Genomic DNA, 15,271 nt, shown 5'->3' on the forward strand with positions numbered 1-15,271 from the left:
CCATCAGGGCCCACACTCCGGAGCCGTTCTGTTTCCGGGCCGACCTCTCACTTCATCCGGGTGGCCGCACGACGCACCGCATCAGTGAGGCGGTCCAGCGCAGGGGTCCCGGTGGTCCAGCGCTGCCAGTGCAGATGCGCCTCCGTGGGTCCGATCTCCTCCACCAGCGTCAGATCCGGGTGCTCACCCTCCATCAGCCCCTCCGGCATCATTCCCTCGGGGATCATCCCCCAGCCCAGCCCGTGCGCCACCGCGGCATTGTAGGCCTCCACCGAGGGGATCAGATGCGTCACCCGCGGGGCGGTGACCCCGAGCCGGCGCAGCCCGGTGCGCTGCAGGGAGTCCCGGATGCTGTAGTCCACCTGCGGCACACGCTCCCACGTGATGGCGCCGTCGGCGTCCCGGTGGCGGTCCAGCAGCTCCGCGCTCGCCACCGGCCAGTAGCGCATGGTCCCCAGCGCGGTGGCCCGACATCCGGACACCGGAGCCGGGGTCTTGGCCACGGCGGCTGCCACCGTCCCGTTGCGGAGCAGCTCATGGGAGTGTTCCTGATCTTCAGCGTGCAGGTGCAGTTCGACGTCGTCCCAGGTCGCGGCCTCCTGCAGCACACGTTGGAACCAGGTGAACAGCGAGTCGGCGTTCACCGCGACCGAGAGCGTCACCACCTCGGAGGCCTCCCCGCGGAAGCCCAGGCTGCGCCGCGCCTCGTCCTCGAGCAGCATCATCTGCCGGGCGGTGCGCAGCAGCGCGGACCCGGCCTCAGTGGGCTGCACCGGGATGGTGCGGGTCAGCAGCACCTGGCCCACCTCCTTCTCGAGAGCCTTGATCCGCTGGGAGAAGGCCGAGCCGGAGATCCCCAGCAGCGCAGAGGCGGCTTCGAAAGTTCCCTCATCGACGGCCAGCACGAAGGCCCGGAGGTGATCGGTGTTCATGGGACTCGATGATACGCCTCACATCTGAAGCAGATCTTCAGATGATGAAGGATTCTGCGCTGGTGCGGACGCCGATCTCCCGGGAGCATAGAAGCCATGACCGTGCTGCTGACTGGATTCCTCACCTGCCTCGCCCTCATCGTCGCGATCGGCCCGCAGAGCGCCTGGCTCCTGCGCCAGGGGCTGCTGCGCGATCGCGTGGGCCTGGCGGTGCTGTGCTGCGTGGTCGGCGACCTGCTGCTGATCGGGCTGGGCACCGCAGGGGTCGGCGCGGTCCTGGAGCACGCACCCTGGCTGCTCCAAGTGCTGCGCTGGGCCGGTGTCGCCTATCTGCTGTGGTTCGCCTGGCGGTCCTTCGCCTCCGCGGCCAAGGTCCGCACGGGCCTGGACGTCGAGGACGACTCCTCCACCGCCCCCGAGCCCGTCCAGGGTGCCGGGGAGCACGACGACGCCCTCCCCTCCGGCGAGCCGGGGACCACCACCGCCACTCTGCCGCGCGTGCAGACCCGACCGGGAACCCGCCGGTCCCGGACGGTGAGCACCGTGGGCGCCGTCGTCGGGACGGGGCTGACGGTCAGCGTGCTGAACCCGCACGCCTGGGTGGACACCATGGTGGTGCTGGGCACCATGGCGAACTCCTTCGGCGCGGAGAAGTGGTTCTTCGCCGCCGGCGCGCTGGGCGCCTCCTGCTTGTGGTTCACCCTGCTGGGCTACGGCGGCTCCGCGCTGGCCGGGCTGCTGAACCGGCCCCGTACCTGGCAGGTCATCGACGCCGGCGTCGGCGTGACCATGCTGGTGGTAGCGGGCCTGCTGGCCTTCGGCGGCTGAGCCAACGTCTGCCCTTCACTTCCGGTGCGGCTCACTTCCGTCGAGGCGGGACGAACTCCTCGCGCACAGCGCGCGGGAGCCGCGCCACGGCGTACCGGACGGTGACCCGCTGGAGCCGCCCCCCGTGCTCCCGCAGGAACGCCACGAGCCTGTCCTGGTCGATCTTTCCGACCTCACGCAGGGCGGTGCCGACCGGCTGAGAGACTCTCTCCGAGGTCTCCCCGGCAAGGCGCGCGGCCAGGTGCAGCGCATCATCGAGCTCCCCTTGGCGGACCATCCAGAAGGTCGCGGTGACGGCGGTGCGGCGGCGCATGGGGTCAGCCGAATCAGCCAGCTCCTCGAGCAGCTTTCGGCGGGCCTCGGGACCCAGCCCCTCCATCAGATACCGGCCGACGACGCGCGGGGCCGCACGGTCCACCAAGTCCCAGACGCTGAGCTGGTCGTGGTGATCGAGGTAGAGGCTGGCGAGCTCCTCCCGCTGTCCCTGGTCGAGCCTGCGGCGGGCCCGGAAGTCCAGGATGCTCACTCCGACCATCCGCCGCTCGTAGTCCGGGCAGCGAAGCAGCTCGGGGACGAGGCCACGAAGTGAATCCAGGCGTTTCTCCCACCTGGCGGCCAGGTCGAAGACCTCGCGCATCCGTACCCCGAGGGCCTCAAGGCCCTCGGGCAGGCGGCGGCGGATCGTGATCCGCTCGGCCTCATCGGCGACGGCACACAGCTCGGAGAGGATCTGTGCGGCCTGATCCGCCGCTGCTCCCCTACCGTCCTCCGGCATGACCCTCCTCCCTTCTGGCACCTCACCTCACCCGTGTGCGCGCAGCACCGCCTGGGCGGCATTGTGCCCGTTCATCCCGTGCGCCCCGCCGCCGGGCGGAGTGGAGGAGGAGCACAGCCAGATCCCTTCGGTCCCGGTGCTGTAGGGCTGCAGGGAGAGTGCCGGCCGAGCCACGAACTGGCGCACTGTAGGCATCCCGCCGCTGATCGTCCCACCCACGAGGTTCGCGTTCATCGACTCGAGATCCTGCGGGGTCCACGCCTGGCGGGCGAGCACGGCCTCCCGGAACCCGGGAGCGTTTGCGGCGATCTCCGCGTCGATCAGCTCAGCCGCCCGCTGCGCGGCGGGACCCTCGAGCCCATGAGGCACGTGCGCGTAGGCCCATACGACACTCTGCCCAGCGGGAGCGCGGGAGCCATCGGCGGCGCTGGGCTGGCTGAGCAGCACATAGGGACGCCCGGAGAGCACTCCGCGGGCCGCTGCGGCCTCGGAGGCACCGATCTGCGCATGGGACCCTCCCAGGTGGACGGTGCCGGCACGCGCGGTGTCCGGATGGGCCCAGGGGATGGTTCCGTCGATCAGGTAGTCGACCTTCACTATCGCGGGCCCATAGGTCCAGCGCCGCAGCGCGCGACGGTAGCGGGAAGGCAGCTCGAGCCCGTCGAGCCGGAGAAGCTGGGCTGGGGTCAGATCGCACAGCACGACGTCAACAGCCTCCTCCGCGACGGCGGCACGCCCGCCGCCGGGCCCCCACCGGCGCCCGCTGATCAGGTGAGTGCGCCGCAGCCGGCCCGGGGCACGCCGCACACCCGTGACCTCGAAGCCGGTCTCGATCCGGCCCCCGTGGTGCGCCAGTTCCCCGGTCAGCGCATCGACGATCGCCTGGGAGCCGCCGCGCGCCACGGGCCAGCCCGTGGCATGGCCGGCCGCGCCGAAGAGCACCCCGAAGGCCGCGGTCAGCGGATGGGAGAACGGCACCGTGGAATGGGCAGCCATGCCGGCGAACAGGGCCCGGGCCCGGGGGGTGCGAAAGAGGCGGGCGGCGACGTCGGCCGGCCAAGCTCCGCGCAGACCCAGCCGAGCCAGCGCCGCCCCACGAGCCACCAGGGAGTCCTCGCCCAGGTGCCCGAAGGTCTGCAGCGGCGGGGCCATGGCCGCCCGACGGACCTCCTCCCAATGGGCGACGACCGGGCCGATGAGGCGGCGCCAGGCGTCGTGATCGACCCCCAGCTCAGCGGCGGTCTGCTCCAGGGAGGAGTGCAGCAGGGCAGGGGGCTCGTCGTCGAGGGTATGGGCGGCAGGGATCTCCGGATGCGTCCAGCTCAGGCCGCGCTCGGCTAGACGCAGATCCTCGAAGGCCGGGGATCCGACGCCGAAGGGGTGCACGCTGGCGCCGAGGTCACTGATGACGCCGTCGCCGAGGACCTCAGCTGAGCGCAGGGCTCCGCCGGGGACGTCGGCAGCCTCGTAGACCGTGACCTCCCATCCCGCGCGCGCCAGCACGCAAGCGGCGGTGAGCCCGTTCGGCCCGGAGCCGACGACGGCGGCACGATGGCCGGCCATCTCAGGCGCCCTCCGCGGATTCAGCGTCGGCCGCCTCCGGCTCCACCGGGCTGGGGGTGCCGCCCGTCAGGCGCACGAGCTCGGCGAAGCTGGTGCGGAAGACCGTCCTCGGGTGGCCTGCCGCCGCCCAGACCTCATCATGGGCGGCCAGCGCCGTGTCCACGTAGGTGCGCACCGGGGAAGGGTGCCCGACCGGGGCGACCCCGCCGATGGTCTGCCCCGTCGCCTGCTTCACCACGTCCTTGGAGGCACGGCCGATGGTCCCTCCCAGCCGCGCACCCAGCCAAGCGGTGTCCACGCGGTGCGCCCCAGAGGTGAGCACCAGGACAGGAGCGTCGTCGAGCAGGAAGATCAGGGAGTTGGCGATCTGTCCGACCCCGATGCCCAGGGCCTCCGCGGCGGACTGCGCGGTGGTGGCCGCGCCGTCGAGCCAGCGGATCTCAGGCTCGAGGCCGAGCCGCCGCAGCTCGACGGCCACCTTCTCCACCGCAGGATGGGAGGGCATCGTCGCAGCGGTGGCCGTCACGCCGTGTGGGGAGGTGTCTGCCATGTTCCCAGCGTAGTCGGGGCCTCGGACAGATACGACCACCTGTTCTCAGCCGCGGCCTCGCCGAGGGCACCCGCCTCCCGCCGGAGTCACGGGATCACCGCGTCCGGACGGTTCTCCATCGCAGCGCGGTTCACCGAGGCGATGCTCCAGGCGGTCTCGCGCGGGGAGACGCCCACCCGGTCGGCTTCAGCCAGCAGCCGGGCCACCTTCGCCCGCATCTCCAGGTGAAGCCGCTCGAAGGAGTCCCGCGGATCGGTGCCGACCTCGCCGAAGAGCATCCACCAGGCCCAGGCCGCGGCGCCGGTGTTGGCCACCACGTCGGGAATCACCATCACTCCGCGCCGGGCGAGCAGGTTCTCGGCCTCCCTGGTCACCCCCGTGTTCGCAGCCTCCACGATCACCGAGGCGACCACATCTCCAGCGTTCTCCGGGCGGATCGCATAGGAGATGGCCGCCGGGACCAGGATGTCGGCGTCTGCCGCGAGCACCGCATCCCGGGGCAGCAGGGTCACATGCGCGGGGACCCCTTCGCGATCGATCACGCCGTAGTCGTCCCGCAGATCCAGCAGCGCGGGCACGTCGAGGCCGGCCGGGTCATACAGGGTGCCGCTGACATCCGCCATGGCCACGACACGGGCTCCTGCCGCGTGGAGATAGTAAGCGGCCGCTCCACCCATCGTCCCCACGCCCTGCACCGCCACATCGGTCGCCCCACGGCTCCAGCCGCGGTGCTGCACGACGCCCAGGCATGCCTCGGCCACACCGTAGCCGCCGATGACGTCGCTCAGGACGCAGCCGTCTTCGGTGCGGATCTCCAGGCCCGCGCGCACTCGCTCCAGAGTGGCGCCCGGGTCGATGGAACGCTGGATCGCGGCATGGAAGCTCTGTCCCAGGCCGGCTGCGGCGAAGGCCTCATCGATGCGCTGCTGGGTCACGCCCAGGTCCTCCGCGGTGACCCAGTGAGCGTCGAGCCACGGCTTCATCTCCGTGAAGAAGCGGCCCAGCACGCCTGGCGCACGGGGATCCGTGGGATCGAAGTCGATGCCACCTTTGGCTCCTCCCACCGGAAGGCCGAAGACCGCCGTCTTCGCCGCCATTCCGCGGGCCAGGTCCTCCACTTCGCCCAGTGTGCAGCCCCGGCGCATCCGGGTGCCGCCGGTGGCCAAGCCGGCCGTCAGCGAATGGACCACCAAGTAGCCCTCGGCCCCCGTCTCGGGGTCCGTCCAGAGCACCCGACGGTAGGGCTCGGCATCCCGTGACGCTCGGCCGATGCCGCGGTCGAGGACTGGGTTGCCATCATCTGCGGGGTTCTGCCACCGCGTATCGAGAGTCGTCACCACGATCACCTCCAGGTCAGCCGATGAGATCCACTGGGTCGGGCTCCGCCGCTGGAGCGGTCCTGCACCCGTTCTCTCACTCTGAGGCGTGGCCGATGCCCCCGTCCATACCCTTCACGTGCGGGTTCATGCACAGGACCGTTCAGTTCTCCTGCACTGCCGCCCTGGACCACATGCGCTCACCTCGGCGGTGCGGAAAGACGGTGTCGAGAGTCTGTGTGCAGAGAGACCTCATGACGGCCCTGTGCCGGTACTCTGATCCCCATGGAACTGTCTCTGCGTCGACTGCGGATGCTGCGTGAGCTGCATCGGCGGGGGACGGTCACGGGAGTGGCGGCCAGCCTGCACTACAGCCCCTCGGCGGTCTCCCAGCAGTTGGCGCAGCTGGAGCGTGAAGTGGGGGCCTCGTTGTTCGAACGGCTGGGGCGCCGGATCCGGCTCACCGAGCTGGGGGTGCTGCTCACGGAGCATGCTGACGAGATCCTCGGGGCGGTCGAACGCGCCGAGATGGCTCTCGAACGCGCCCAGGACGGGGTCGTCTCGCGCCTGAAGGCAGGGGTGTGGGCATCGGTCGCCTCAGGTCTCCTCCCGATGGCGTTGACCCGTCTGGCGCAGGAGCATCCCGGCATCGAGGTGCGCACCACCGAACTGGCACCGGAGGACACGGCGAACGCGGTGCTCGACGGCGCCCTCGACTTCTCGTTCGTGATCGAGTACTCCGACTATGCGATTCCGTGGGACCCGGCGCTGGCCCGAGAGGTGATCGCCGTGGAGCGCCTCCACGCCGCCGTGGCGGCAGGCACCTGCCCCGAGTCCCCGGTCTCCCTCGCCGCCTTCGCGGAGCAGCCCTGGGTGCTGGCGGGTCCGACGTCGCATTTCGGGCGGGCGATCCGCCTCGCCTGCCGTCGGCACGGCTTCGAGCCCAGGATCGTGCACCAGGTGGAGGAGCAGGCGACGGCGCTGGCGATGGTGAGCGGAGGGCTGGGCGTCACACTGGTCTCAGACCTGGTGCTCAACACCGTCCCCGGCGGGGTCGAGGTGATCCCGCTGACCGAACCGGTGCTCCGGACCGTCTCCATCGCCCACCGCAGCGCCCACCCCACTCGGCGGCCGCTGGAACTGGTGATCGACGCCGTCAGGGCTGCCGCGGCCGCACGCGGCCTCGCTGCGGGGTCCGCGCTTCCGTAGAGTCGCCCCATGAGTTCACCGGAAAACCAGACGTCCCCACGATCGACTGGATCACGCCTTCCGGTGATCGCCTCGCTGATCGCGCTGGGAACCGTGTTCTGGATGCCTCACTTCGCTCTCACCGTGGCGCTGGGCACTCTGCTGATCTGCGGGCTCAGCTGGAAGGACGGCTCCCGCCAGCTGCTCATCGGCTCTCTCATCGCCAGTGGTCTGGCGCTCCTGATCGCCACGGCCCGCTTCAGCGGGCTGCTCCCCTGACTCAGCCCTCCCCGGACCATTCCTCCTCCTGCCAGTCGTCACCGGACCATGGCTCGGCCTCCGCACGGCCCCGCCGGCGCGATTCCTGCTCTGCGGCCGCCTGGCTGTACACCTGAGCGACGACGGCGGCGATGTTGCGGATGAACACGATCAGCCAGGCGAACAGGATCGCGGCACCGATGAGTTCCAGGGAGGTCAGGTTGTAGTAGCCGATGGGCCGCCACAGGCTCGCCGCGAAGATCAGGACCCCGGCGGAGAGCATGCTGAGCAGGAAGAACGCCCGTGGGAACCCAGGGAGCCAGTACGGCATCCCCACCAGCAGCATGAGGAAGAACAGCCCGAACAGCGCGGTGAACGTCGCATGGATCTCGTTGTGCAGGTTCACCGGGACCAGCCCGACGCCGACCAGCGAGACGCCCATGCCGATCATTCCCGTGCGTACCACCCCGATGCGTGGTGAGCGGAAATGTCGTCTGACCGCATGCCGCAGCGGCATGGTTCTAGGCACCCGGCCCTGGGCGGCACGGCGCAGGTCACGTTCGGACCGGAGCCGTCGGAGGTGCCGACGGCGCACGTGCTCGGCCCAGATCTGCAGATCCCGGGTGATGAAGGCGGTCAGCGTGGTGATGATCAGTCCGGAGACCACCAGCGTGGTGTTGAAGGTCCAGAAGGAGGTCAGTCCGGCCTGCCCGGTCCCCAGCTCGGAGAACATCACGTGCCACCAGAACGGGTTCTCCGCGAAGAGCATCGAGACCAGCACTCCGGAGGCCATGAAGACTCCCAGCAGGGTGGACAGCGAGAACGCGTTGATCCGCGCTCCCGAGTTGAAGCTGAAGTAGGCGGCCACCGCCCCACCGATCGCCAGCAGCACCGAGCCGGCGATGTAGTCCACGGTCAGACCGACGAAGGCCTCCTGGAAGACCCGGAAGATCCCCAGCGCCCCCATCACCGCGATGGAGGAGTGCACCACCAGCAGCGCCACCGTGTCCATCAGCTGCCGGATCCGAGGCCTCTCCCCCAGCCAGATGTTCGCCATCCGCGTGTTCAGCGAGAAGCCCAGCAGGAACGCCAGCCCGGCGGTCACTCCGCCGACGATCGCGCCGAAGAACTGGATGGATCCGTCCCCGGCCAGCGCCGGGCGCTCCCCGGGAAACACCACCAGGCCGAAGGCCAGCCCCAGGGCACCCCCGAGGATCGCGCTCCAGATCGCCCGCGATTCGATGAGGACCTGAAGCCGGGCCTGCGACTCGAGCTGCTCAGGCGTCGTGATCGCCGGGTGGGCGGCCTCCTCGGAGGCGGCGAAAGCGGCCAGTCGTCGAGCCGCCCCATGGGTGGGGGTGATGTCGGTGACGTCAGGGGCCTTCCCGCGGACGCCGACGCCGTCGCCGTCGTCGTCGTCCAGGCTCACCTGCCACCTGCGTGACCCTGCCATGTTCGCCTCGACCCTCCCGACCTTCTCGACCTTCTCGACGCATGTGCTGTGCACCAGATTCGCCCGCCCGCTCCGCCGATGCAACTGCGGCCGACGCGGATGACCTCACCCAGATCCACCTCCGGTCCGCTCAGCCAGGTTCGCCGTAGACTGACGCCATGAGCCAGACCCCCGAACCTGTGGACCGCGGAACCCACGTGATCGCCCGGAGGATCCGCGTCGAGGCCTCCGCCGAGGAGCTCTACACGATCATCGCGAACCCGCACCGACACCACGAACTCGACGGATCCGGCACCGTGCGCACATCCGCGATCGGCCCGAGGGAGCTGCACCTCGGGGACCGATTCCGCGTGGACATGCGCAAGTACAGCATCCCCTATGCGTTGACCATGGTCACCACCGCCGCCGAGCCCCATCGAGTCGTGGAGTGGCGCCACCCGGGCGGACACCGCTGGCGGTGGGAGCTCCAGCCCGAGGACGCCGCGACGGTGGTCACCGAGAGCTACGACTACACGGGCCAGCCGGCACCGATGCGGCGGCTGCTCGAGCTCGTCGGCGTCCACCGGGACAATGGCAAGGGGATCGCCGCATCGTTGCAGCGGGTCCATGATCGCTTCGCGAGGACCTGAGACGGAGGGCTCTGCAGAGCCACACGAGAGGTGCGGACCACCTCAGGACCGAAAGATCTGAAGGTCGTTTCTTGAGGCAACCATGCGAGAACCTCAGGAACAAGGTGACAGTTCCATCACTTTCAGCCCGTGAGACGTTCATCTCGTTACACTGAGAGGACCCGTTGCACCAGGTGCCGAGGCCGCCGTTTCCGGCCTCCGCACCCTTTCACCTTGTCAGGAGACACTGCATGTTCCACGCAGAGATCAACCGTACCCTGACGGCGGCCGTCAATCTCATGAACACCTCCGAGGGGCGTCACAGCGCCAAGCCGGCCTCCGATCAGCTGACCAGCATCGAGAGCCTGCGCAAGTACCTCACCTCCCAGGATTCTGAGCTGAAGTGGCCGTCGTCGAACCTCGACCGTGCACAGGTCGACAAGGTTCGCGAACTGCGCGCCCTCCTCCACCAGATCTGGGGCGCCGCCCCGATCACCAGCACCGAACCGGTGGAGAGGATCAACGTGCTGCTCGAGGGTGTGGGCACGCGTGTGGTTCGCACCTCCGGCGGCGAGGAGCCGCAGTTTCGCTCCGTGCCGATCCCGGTGAGCACCCAGCTCGCTGACGTGATGACCGCCGTCGTCGCCGACGCCCTGCAGTTCCTGGTGGTCAATGACGAGACGGGCCGCATGCGCACCTGTCGGGGTGACGACTGTGACGCCGTGATCGTCGATCTCACCCGGAACCGCTCCAAGCTGTTCTGCGACTTCGGCAACTGCGCCAACCGCGCTCATGTGCGGGCCTACCGCGCCCGCCAGGCCGCCCTGCGCGAGGCGGGGCGCCGGGCGCTGGCCGGCGACGGAGCATCCGAGCCCAAGGACAAGCTCACGAAGCCCAGCGCAGCGGAGAAGGCGGCGCAGATCGAGGAGCCGACCTCCGAGTCTGCGATCGCGGCCAAGGAGTTCCGGGACCGGATGCGCGACGAACTCCTGGAGAAGCGCGACAAGAAGGACAAGAAGTCCAAAAAGAAGAAGGACAAGAAGAAGGCGAAGAAGTGACCCCCTGAGGGTCACCCGCCGCTGTTGAGCTGGTGAGTTTCCGCCCGAATGCGAGCGTTTCGACGCGTATTCCGGCGGAAACTCACCAGCTCAACGCGTCTCGGGAGGGAATCAGTCCTCGGCGCGGCCGTAGCGGGGCTCTCCACCCTCGGCCTCGCGCGCCTCCTCGGCCTTCCGCCGGGCAGCCTCGGCGCGACGTGCAGCCACCTGTGCGCGGTAGAGCTCCTCGGAGTTCCGGTTGACCCCAGCTCCTGCGGAGAGGTCCTCGGGGTTCTCCCGCGAGGCCAGCTGGAGCATCGAGACCACCAGCAGCGAGATGATGAACACCAGGCCGAAGGCGATGAGCCCCAGGTCCACGCGGGCCGGATTGTCGGTGCCGCCGGAGGCGGAGATCAAGGTGACGAAGCCGGCGACGAACGCCAGGGCCGCGGAGAAGATCAGCGGAGCCTTGACCGACTCGATCAGCGAGCGGCGCTCCTTCTTGTCCTCTGCCACAGGGCTCCTCGTTCCTCGTCGGATGGAATGCTGTTCAGGCCGACTCCGATGCCGACGCCCAGCCATTCTACGCCGTGTAGTAGATCGGGTGCGAGTCCGGATCAGTCGCGTTCCCTGCGGGCCTCATGGACCAGTCCGGCGCCGCTGATCATCAGCAGCACGGCCATGATGATCACCCCCATCCCGGCGATGCCCAGGATGCCATGCACGTCCAGCTGCATGCCCACCAGCAGACTGACACCGGTGAGGGTGCCGACCGCACCCAACAGCACCTGGTCACGGGAGGGCACGAACTCGCGCCGTCCCCGGATCCCGGACACCAGCTCGGCGACGCCCATGGCGACGAAACCGACTCCGGCGATGACGGCGGCGGCCGTCGTCGTCCCCACGAACACTGTGGCGAGACCGGAGAGCACCCAGACCGCCGCACCCAGGGCCAGGGGTCCACGCACCACGGCGGGGACGACCTCCTCATCCTTGGCGTAGTCCCAGACGGCGGTGGCGCCGAGCACGAAGTAGGCGGCCACGGAGACCTTCAGCAGGGTCAGGGTCTCGTCCTGCCAGAAGATCGTCACGACGGCGAAGACGACCGTGATGACCGCGCGGAGCCAGACGGGCCGGATCAGCGCTTCGGCGGTGGGGGCAGGGATTCTCTTCACTGGCACGCAGGCGAGTCTACTCGCTCCACCGGGGCCGTTCAGGACTCAGCGAGACTCCCCGGCGATCATCCATCGGCCGCTGGCCGTCCGCAGACCCAGGGTCAGTGCGCGGGCGCCGATGAACACCACCGCGTAGCCGATCCACAGCCACACCACGGCCTCCACACCGGTCAGGCCGCGGGAGGCGATCCACCACAGGGCGGGGAGGTACAGGGCCAGGTTCACGAGTCCGGCGATCGCGAGGTATCTCACATCCCCGGCGCCCATGAGCACCCCGTCGAGCACGAACACATAGCCGGAGATCGGCTGCGCCAGGGCCACTACGAACAGCGCGGCGGTGATCATCGAGGCCACCTGTGGCTCCGGGGTGAACAGGCCGGCCCCGAAGGGTGCAACCACGGCGATGAGCGCCCCGGTGATCACTCCGAAGCCCAGGCCCCAGAGGATCATGAGGCGGGTCAGTCTGCGGGCGACGTCGAGCCTCTCGGCACCCAGCTCCTTGCCGATGAGCGCCTGAGCGGCGATCGCCAGGGCGTCGAGCACGAAGGCCAGCGTGGAGAACACGACGAAGGTCACCTGATGGGCGGCCAGGGTGTCTGCGCCGAGATCGGTGGCGACCAGCACCGTGGCGACGATGGCGGCACGCAGGCTCACGGTGCGCAGCATCATCCAGGAGCCGATGGAGAAGGACCGTCGCAGTCCGATCGGATCCACCCCCAGGGGCACGCCCTGGGCACGCAGCCGCGGGAGGATGATGACCAGGTAGACGGCGGCCATGCCCCACTGGGCGATGGAGGTGCCCACTGCCGCGCCGGTGACCCCGAGCCCCACCGGATGCACCAGCACCAGGTTCAGGACGATGTTGGCCCCGAAGCCGGCTCCGGCGACGATCAGCGGAGTCGTGGTGTCCTGCATGCCGCGCAGCACCCCGGTGGCGGCGAAGACCAGCAGGATCGCCGGGACCCCCGGCATGGACCACAGCAGGTAGTCCCAGGCGTGGGAGTGCATCGCGCCGTCGCTGCCCATGGCTCCCAGCAGCCGCTCTCCGAAGGCGACACCGGAGGCGGCCAGCACCGCACCGAGGATCAGCGAGAGCCAGAGCCCGTCGCGTCCGGCGGCCAGCGCCTTGGCCATGCGCCCGGCCCCCACGTAGCGGGCGACGGTCGGGGTGGTGGAGTAGGCCAGGAAGATCATCAGCCCGGTGACGGTGTGCATCACGGTGATGCCCAGCGCGGCCCCGGCGAGCTCGTCCACGCCGAGTCGGCCGATGATGGCCGTGTCGGCCAGCAGGAACAGCGGCTCGGCCACCAGCGCCCCCAGGGCGGGGACCGCCAGGGCGAGGATCTGCCGCGGCAGCGGGCGTGGATCGGTGGTGGGTGCGCTCATCGATCGTGATCGAACCGCGAGTCAGGGCGCGGCATTCCCCCGGGCACGGTCACAGCAGTCCCAGCGGGCCGGCCAGGGCTCGGGCTGCGGCCAGGATGACTCCGTAGGGTTCGATCCCCTCGAGGTCCTCCAAGAGAGGTGCCAGCCAGTACTGCAAGGTCACGGCCATGCAGTTGTTGAACGCGTGCAGGAGCCAGACGAACAGCAGAGATCGGCCGGAGAAGATGTAGGCCAGGGTGAAGACGATCGACATGGTCAGATACGGCACGACAGTCATCAGCACGGCCTGCATGTCTCCGGCGAACAGCTCGCTGGAGACGTGCAGGAAGGCGAAGGGCACCACGGAGATCACGGCGCAGAACCAGATGTTCAGGTGCCGGGAGAGCTTGCCGATCAGCAGGTGCCGAAAGATGTACTCCTCCACCAGGGGCGCCAGCAGACCCAGCACAAGCAGGGCGGCCCAGAACGGGGCAGCCTGAAGCATCGCCTCGATGCCGGCCTGATTCGCGCTGACATCCTGCTCAGCTCCGGTCAGCGCCATGACCAGAGCCATCAGCAGGACGTTGACTCCGACGATGGCCACCCAGAGCCCGGGGATGAGGAAGAGCTTCAGCCATGCGAGGCCATGATGCGTGAAGACCACCAGGGAACGCCACAGCGCCTTGCCCGCGACGGCAAGGATCAGCACGGTGAGGGTCCCGAACGTCAACCCGCTGATGAGGAACTCCAGCCGCGCCTCCTCCGGGGTGAGGCTGATCTCCTCGGCTGGGGAGAAGAGCATGAGAGAGACCAGGCTCACACCCACGACGAGGACGAGATAGGGCACCACCGGGAGCAGGTCCCACCAGAGGAAGCGTCCGGGCCGCGAGTCGGGCTGGCGCCAGACTCCCCGCGAATAGCGGTCCTTGGGGTCCGGGAGGGGCTGGACCCGAGGCTGCGGCACGGGAGCCGGCACCTGCGCGTACGGGCCCTGCGCGTACGGGCCCGGCCACTGAGGATGGGATGCGTAGGGCCCCGGTCCCTGCGGCGAGTTCGGAGGAACATGACCGGCGGGAGGATGACCGTAGAGATGCGGCGCCTGTGGCTGACCATACGGGTGGTCGTACTGGTGCGGCTGGGGGACGGGCTGTGCCGGCTGGTCCCAGCCCGGCTGTCCCTGGCCCTCAGGCTCCTGCGGAGGTGTGCTCATATCGCCCCACCCTAAGAGATTCCGCTGACGCCCACGTCAGCCTCAGGACGTAGTGTGCCGCCGATTCGACCCCGTGCGATGCCGGCGTCGTCATGAGCAACGATGTCGTGAACGTCCGACACGCCTGTGACGAGCGCCCCGCGGGGGATCGGACGACGGCGACGGGCCCGAACCGCGCACTGTCGTTCAGCCCTGAGGAGGGCCCCAGGCCGGTCCGGCACCGGGCGCCGGCCAGGCCGCATGCTCGCGCCGCCGTCGTCGTCGGATCACCGCCACGATGATGCCGGCGACGAGCAGCCCCAGGCCGATCGTGCCGGCGGCGATGCCGCCGAAGACGCTGCCCAGCACCCCGAACACCCCGCCCATGAGACCCACGAAGTCACCGCCCGGTGCGATCACGATGAACGACTCCCCCTCGGCGAACGGCCCGGGATCGGCGAACGCCTCGATCTCGACGGTGTGCAGGCCGGACTCATGCGCCGTGTAGCTGTACTGTCCGACGGCGTCGGTGCCGCCCATCGAGGCGGTGGAGCTGATCTGTGCCGGTCCCATGGTGCGCGACTCCCCGCTGGGCGCCGTCACCTCCGGCACGTCGGCCAGCCGCGGAGTGCTCGAGCCCGAGGGCGAGGCCACATAGAGCAGGTAGCTCTCCTCGGCGTCGAGCTGGACCTCCACGGTGATCGGAGGCTCTCCGCTGAACACGGCATCGGATCCCGGGCCGCCGCTCCGATCCAGGACTCCGAGGGGCACCGTCTGGGTGAACATCAGCGCCGCCATCACGAAGAGCCCCACCGCACCGGCCAGCAGCACGCTTCCGAGGACGATGAGCACCATGGCCAGCGGCCCGCGGGTCGGCTTCGGTGCCGGTGCGCTGTAGGGCGGATACTGGAATGGCTGTGCATGCCCCGACTGCGAGGGCCCGTACGGGGGCTGCCCATGGGGCTGCGACCCGTGCGGCTGACCCGGCTGGCCCCCTGGTGGCTGCGTCATGACCGTCCCCTCTCGCCCGCCCT

General features: G+C 69.6%; 16 protein-coding genes. 5 read left to right on the top strand and 11 right to left on the bottom strand.

The genetic code is table 11. The features are described 5' to 3' along the window. Positions 1-47 precede the first annotated feature (47 nt). Positions 48-932, bottom strand: coding sequence for an ArgP/LysG family DNA-binding transcriptional regulator (locus ODE13_RS06140; RefSeq protein WP_322478466.1), 885 nt, complete (start codon positions 930-932; stop codon positions 48-50). 96 nt (positions 933-1,028) lie between these two features. On the opposite strand from ODE13_RS06140, the gene ODE13_RS06145 reads away from it, so the two are divergent. After that, positions 1,029-1,760 carry a LysE/ArgO family amino acid transporter gene (locus tag ODE13_RS06145; RefSeq protein ID WP_322478467.1) on the top strand — a complete coding sequence of 244 codons (732 nt, stop codon included), beginning with the start codon at positions 1,029-1,031 and terminating at the stop codon, positions 1,758-1,760. Between the two features lie 31 nt (positions 1,761-1,791). Here the strand turns inward: ODE13_RS06145 and ODE13_RS06150 are convergent, their stop codons facing one another. From ODE13_RS06150 to ODE13_RS06165, 4 genes are all read right to left on the bottom strand, one after another. Then, complete coding sequence (locus tag ODE13_RS06150; RefSeq protein WP_322478468.1) at positions 1,792-2,535, bottom strand: DNA alkylation repair protein; 744 nt, start codon at positions 2,533-2,535, stop codon at positions 1,792-1,794. A gap of 27 nt (positions 2,536-2,562) precedes the next feature. Further along, positions 2,563-4,098: an NAD(P)/FAD-dependent oxidoreductase gene (locus ODE13_RS06155; RefSeq protein WP_322478469.1), complete on the bottom strand. Its 1,536-nt coding sequence runs from the start codon at positions 4,096-4,098 to the stop codon at positions 2,563-2,565. A gap of 1 nt (position 4,099) precedes the next feature. Then, positions 4,100-4,603: a YbaK/EbsC family protein gene (locus ODE13_RS06160; protein WP_416210599.1), complete on the bottom strand. Its 504-nt coding sequence runs from the start codon at positions 4,601-4,603 to the stop codon at positions 4,100-4,102. A gap of 131 nt (positions 4,604-4,734) precedes the next feature. Then, on the bottom strand, positions 4,735-5,985 hold the full coding sequence (locus ODE13_RS06165) for a Glu/Leu/Phe/Val family dehydrogenase (protein ID WP_322478471.1): 1,251 nt from the start codon (positions 5,983-5,985) through the stop codon (positions 4,735-4,737). Between the two features lie 264 nt (positions 5,986-6,249). Between ODE13_RS06165 and ODE13_RS06170 the strand changes: the two genes are divergently transcribed. Continuing rightward, positions 6,250-7,173, top strand: a complete 924-nt coding sequence (locus tag ODE13_RS06170) for a LysR family transcriptional regulator (protein WP_322478472.1) — start codon at positions 6,250-6,252, stop codon at positions 7,171-7,173. Positions 7,174-7,182: 9 nt separating this feature from the next. Continuing rightward, positions 7,183-7,431: a hypothetical protein gene (locus ODE13_RS06175; RefSeq protein WP_322478473.1), complete on the top strand. Its 249-nt coding sequence runs from the start codon at positions 7,183-7,185 to the stop codon at positions 7,429-7,431. A gap of 1 nt (position 7,432) precedes the next feature. Here ODE13_RS06175 and ODE13_RS06180 read toward each other — a convergent pair whose 3' ends face one another. Continuing rightward, complete coding sequence (locus ODE13_RS06180) at positions 7,433-8,917, bottom strand: hypothetical protein (RefSeq protein WP_322478474.1); 1,485 nt, start codon at positions 8,915-8,917, stop codon at positions 7,433-7,435. A 104-nt stretch (positions 8,918-9,021) separates the two neighbouring features. Here ODE13_RS06180 and ODE13_RS06185 point away from each other — a divergent pair, with 104 nt between their 5' ends. Both ODE13_RS06185 and ODE13_RS06190 read left to right on the top strand, forming a co-directional pair. Continuing rightward, entirely contained in the window at positions 9,022-9,492 is a 471-nt protein-coding gene (locus tag ODE13_RS06185; protein ID WP_322478475.1) for an SRPBCC family protein, read from the top strand. A gap of 230 nt (positions 9,493-9,722) precedes the next feature. Continuing rightward, entirely contained in the window at positions 9,723-10,529 is an 807-nt protein-coding gene (locus tag ODE13_RS06190) for a CGNR zinc finger domain-containing protein (RefSeq protein WP_322478476.1), read from the top strand. A 111-nt stretch (positions 10,530-10,640) separates the two neighbouring features. On the opposite strand, the gene ODE13_RS06195 is transcribed toward ODE13_RS06190, so the two are convergent. The 5 genes from ODE13_RS06195 to ODE13_RS06215 form a co-directional block, all read right to left on the bottom strand. Beyond that, positions 10,641-11,024, bottom strand: a complete 384-nt coding sequence (locus ODE13_RS06195; protein WP_322478477.1) for a hypothetical protein — start codon at positions 11,022-11,024, stop codon at positions 10,641-10,643. 101 nt (positions 11,025-11,125) lie between these two features. Beyond that, positions 11,126-11,689, bottom strand: a complete 564-nt coding sequence (locus ODE13_RS06200) for a DUF308 domain-containing protein (RefSeq protein WP_179541218.1) — start codon at positions 11,687-11,689, stop codon at positions 11,126-11,128. A 39-nt stretch (positions 11,690-11,728) separates the two neighbouring features. Continuing rightward, positions 11,729-13,069: an MATE family efflux transporter gene (locus tag ODE13_RS06205; RefSeq protein ID WP_322478478.1), complete on the bottom strand. Its 1,341-nt coding sequence runs from the start codon at positions 13,067-13,069 to the stop codon at positions 11,729-11,731. Positions 13,070-13,118: 49 nt separating this feature from the next. Continuing rightward, on the bottom strand, positions 13,119-14,012 hold the full coding sequence (locus ODE13_RS06210; RefSeq protein ID WP_322478479.1) for a type II CAAX endopeptidase family protein: 894 nt from the start codon (positions 14,010-14,012) through the stop codon (positions 13,119-13,121). 432 nt (positions 14,013-14,444) lie between these two features. Next, entirely contained in the window at positions 14,445-15,248 is an 804-nt protein-coding gene (locus ODE13_RS06215) for a hypothetical protein (RefSeq protein WP_322478480.1), read from the bottom strand. Positions 15,249-15,271 lie beyond the last annotated feature (23 nt).

This window comes from Nesterenkonia sp. HG001 (assembly GCF_034438835.1).
GTDB classification, from domain to species: Bacteria; Actinomycetota; Actinomycetes; order Actinomycetales; family Micrococcaceae; genus Nesterenkonia; species Nesterenkonia xinjiangensis.

What these genes read in the sequence shown, in the direction of transcription:
- ODE13_RS06140 (WP_322478466.1), bottom strand. Translation starts at nt 932, where the DNA reads ATGAACACCGATCACCTCCGGGCCTTCGTGCTGGCCGTCGATGAGGGA.
- ODE13_RS06145 (WP_322478467.1), top strand. Translation starts at nt 1,029, where the DNA reads ATGACCGTGCTGCTGACTGGATTCCTCACCTGCCTCGCCCTCATCGTC.
- ODE13_RS06150 (WP_322478468.1), bottom strand. Translation starts at nt 2,535, where the DNA reads ATGCCGGAGGACGGTAGGGGAGCAGCGGCGGATCAGGCCGCACAGATC.
- ODE13_RS06155 (WP_322478469.1), bottom strand. Translation starts at nt 4,098, where the DNA reads ATGGCCGGCCATCGTGCCGCCGTCGTCGGCTCCGGGCCGAACGGGCTC.
- ODE13_RS06160 (WP_416210599.1), bottom strand. Translation starts at nt 4,603, where the DNA reads ATGCCCTCCCATCCTGCGGTGGAGAAGGTGGCCGTCGAGCTGCGGCGG.
- ODE13_RS06170 (WP_322478472.1), top strand. Translation starts at nt 6,250, where the DNA reads ATGGAACTGTCTCTGCGTCGACTGCGGATGCTGCGTGAGCTGCATCGG.
- ODE13_RS06175 (WP_322478473.1), top strand. Translation starts at nt 7,183, where the DNA reads ATGAGTTCACCGGAAAACCAGACGTCCCCACGATCGACTGGATCACGC.
- ODE13_RS06185 (WP_322478475.1), top strand. Translation starts at nt 9,022, where the DNA reads ATGAGCCAGACCCCCGAACCTGTGGACCGCGGAACCCACGTGATCGCC.
- ODE13_RS06190 (WP_322478476.1), top strand. Translation starts at nt 9,723, where the DNA reads ATGTTCCACGCAGAGATCAACCGTACCCTGACGGCGGCCGTCAATCTC.
- ODE13_RS06205 (WP_322478478.1), bottom strand. Translation starts at nt 13,069, where the DNA reads ATGAGCGCACCCACCACCGATCCACGCCCGCTGCCGCGGCAGATCCTC.
- ODE13_RS06215 (WP_322478480.1), bottom strand. Translation starts at nt 15,248, where the DNA reads ATGACGCAGCCACCAGGGGGCCAGCCGGGTCAGCCGCACGGGTCGCAG.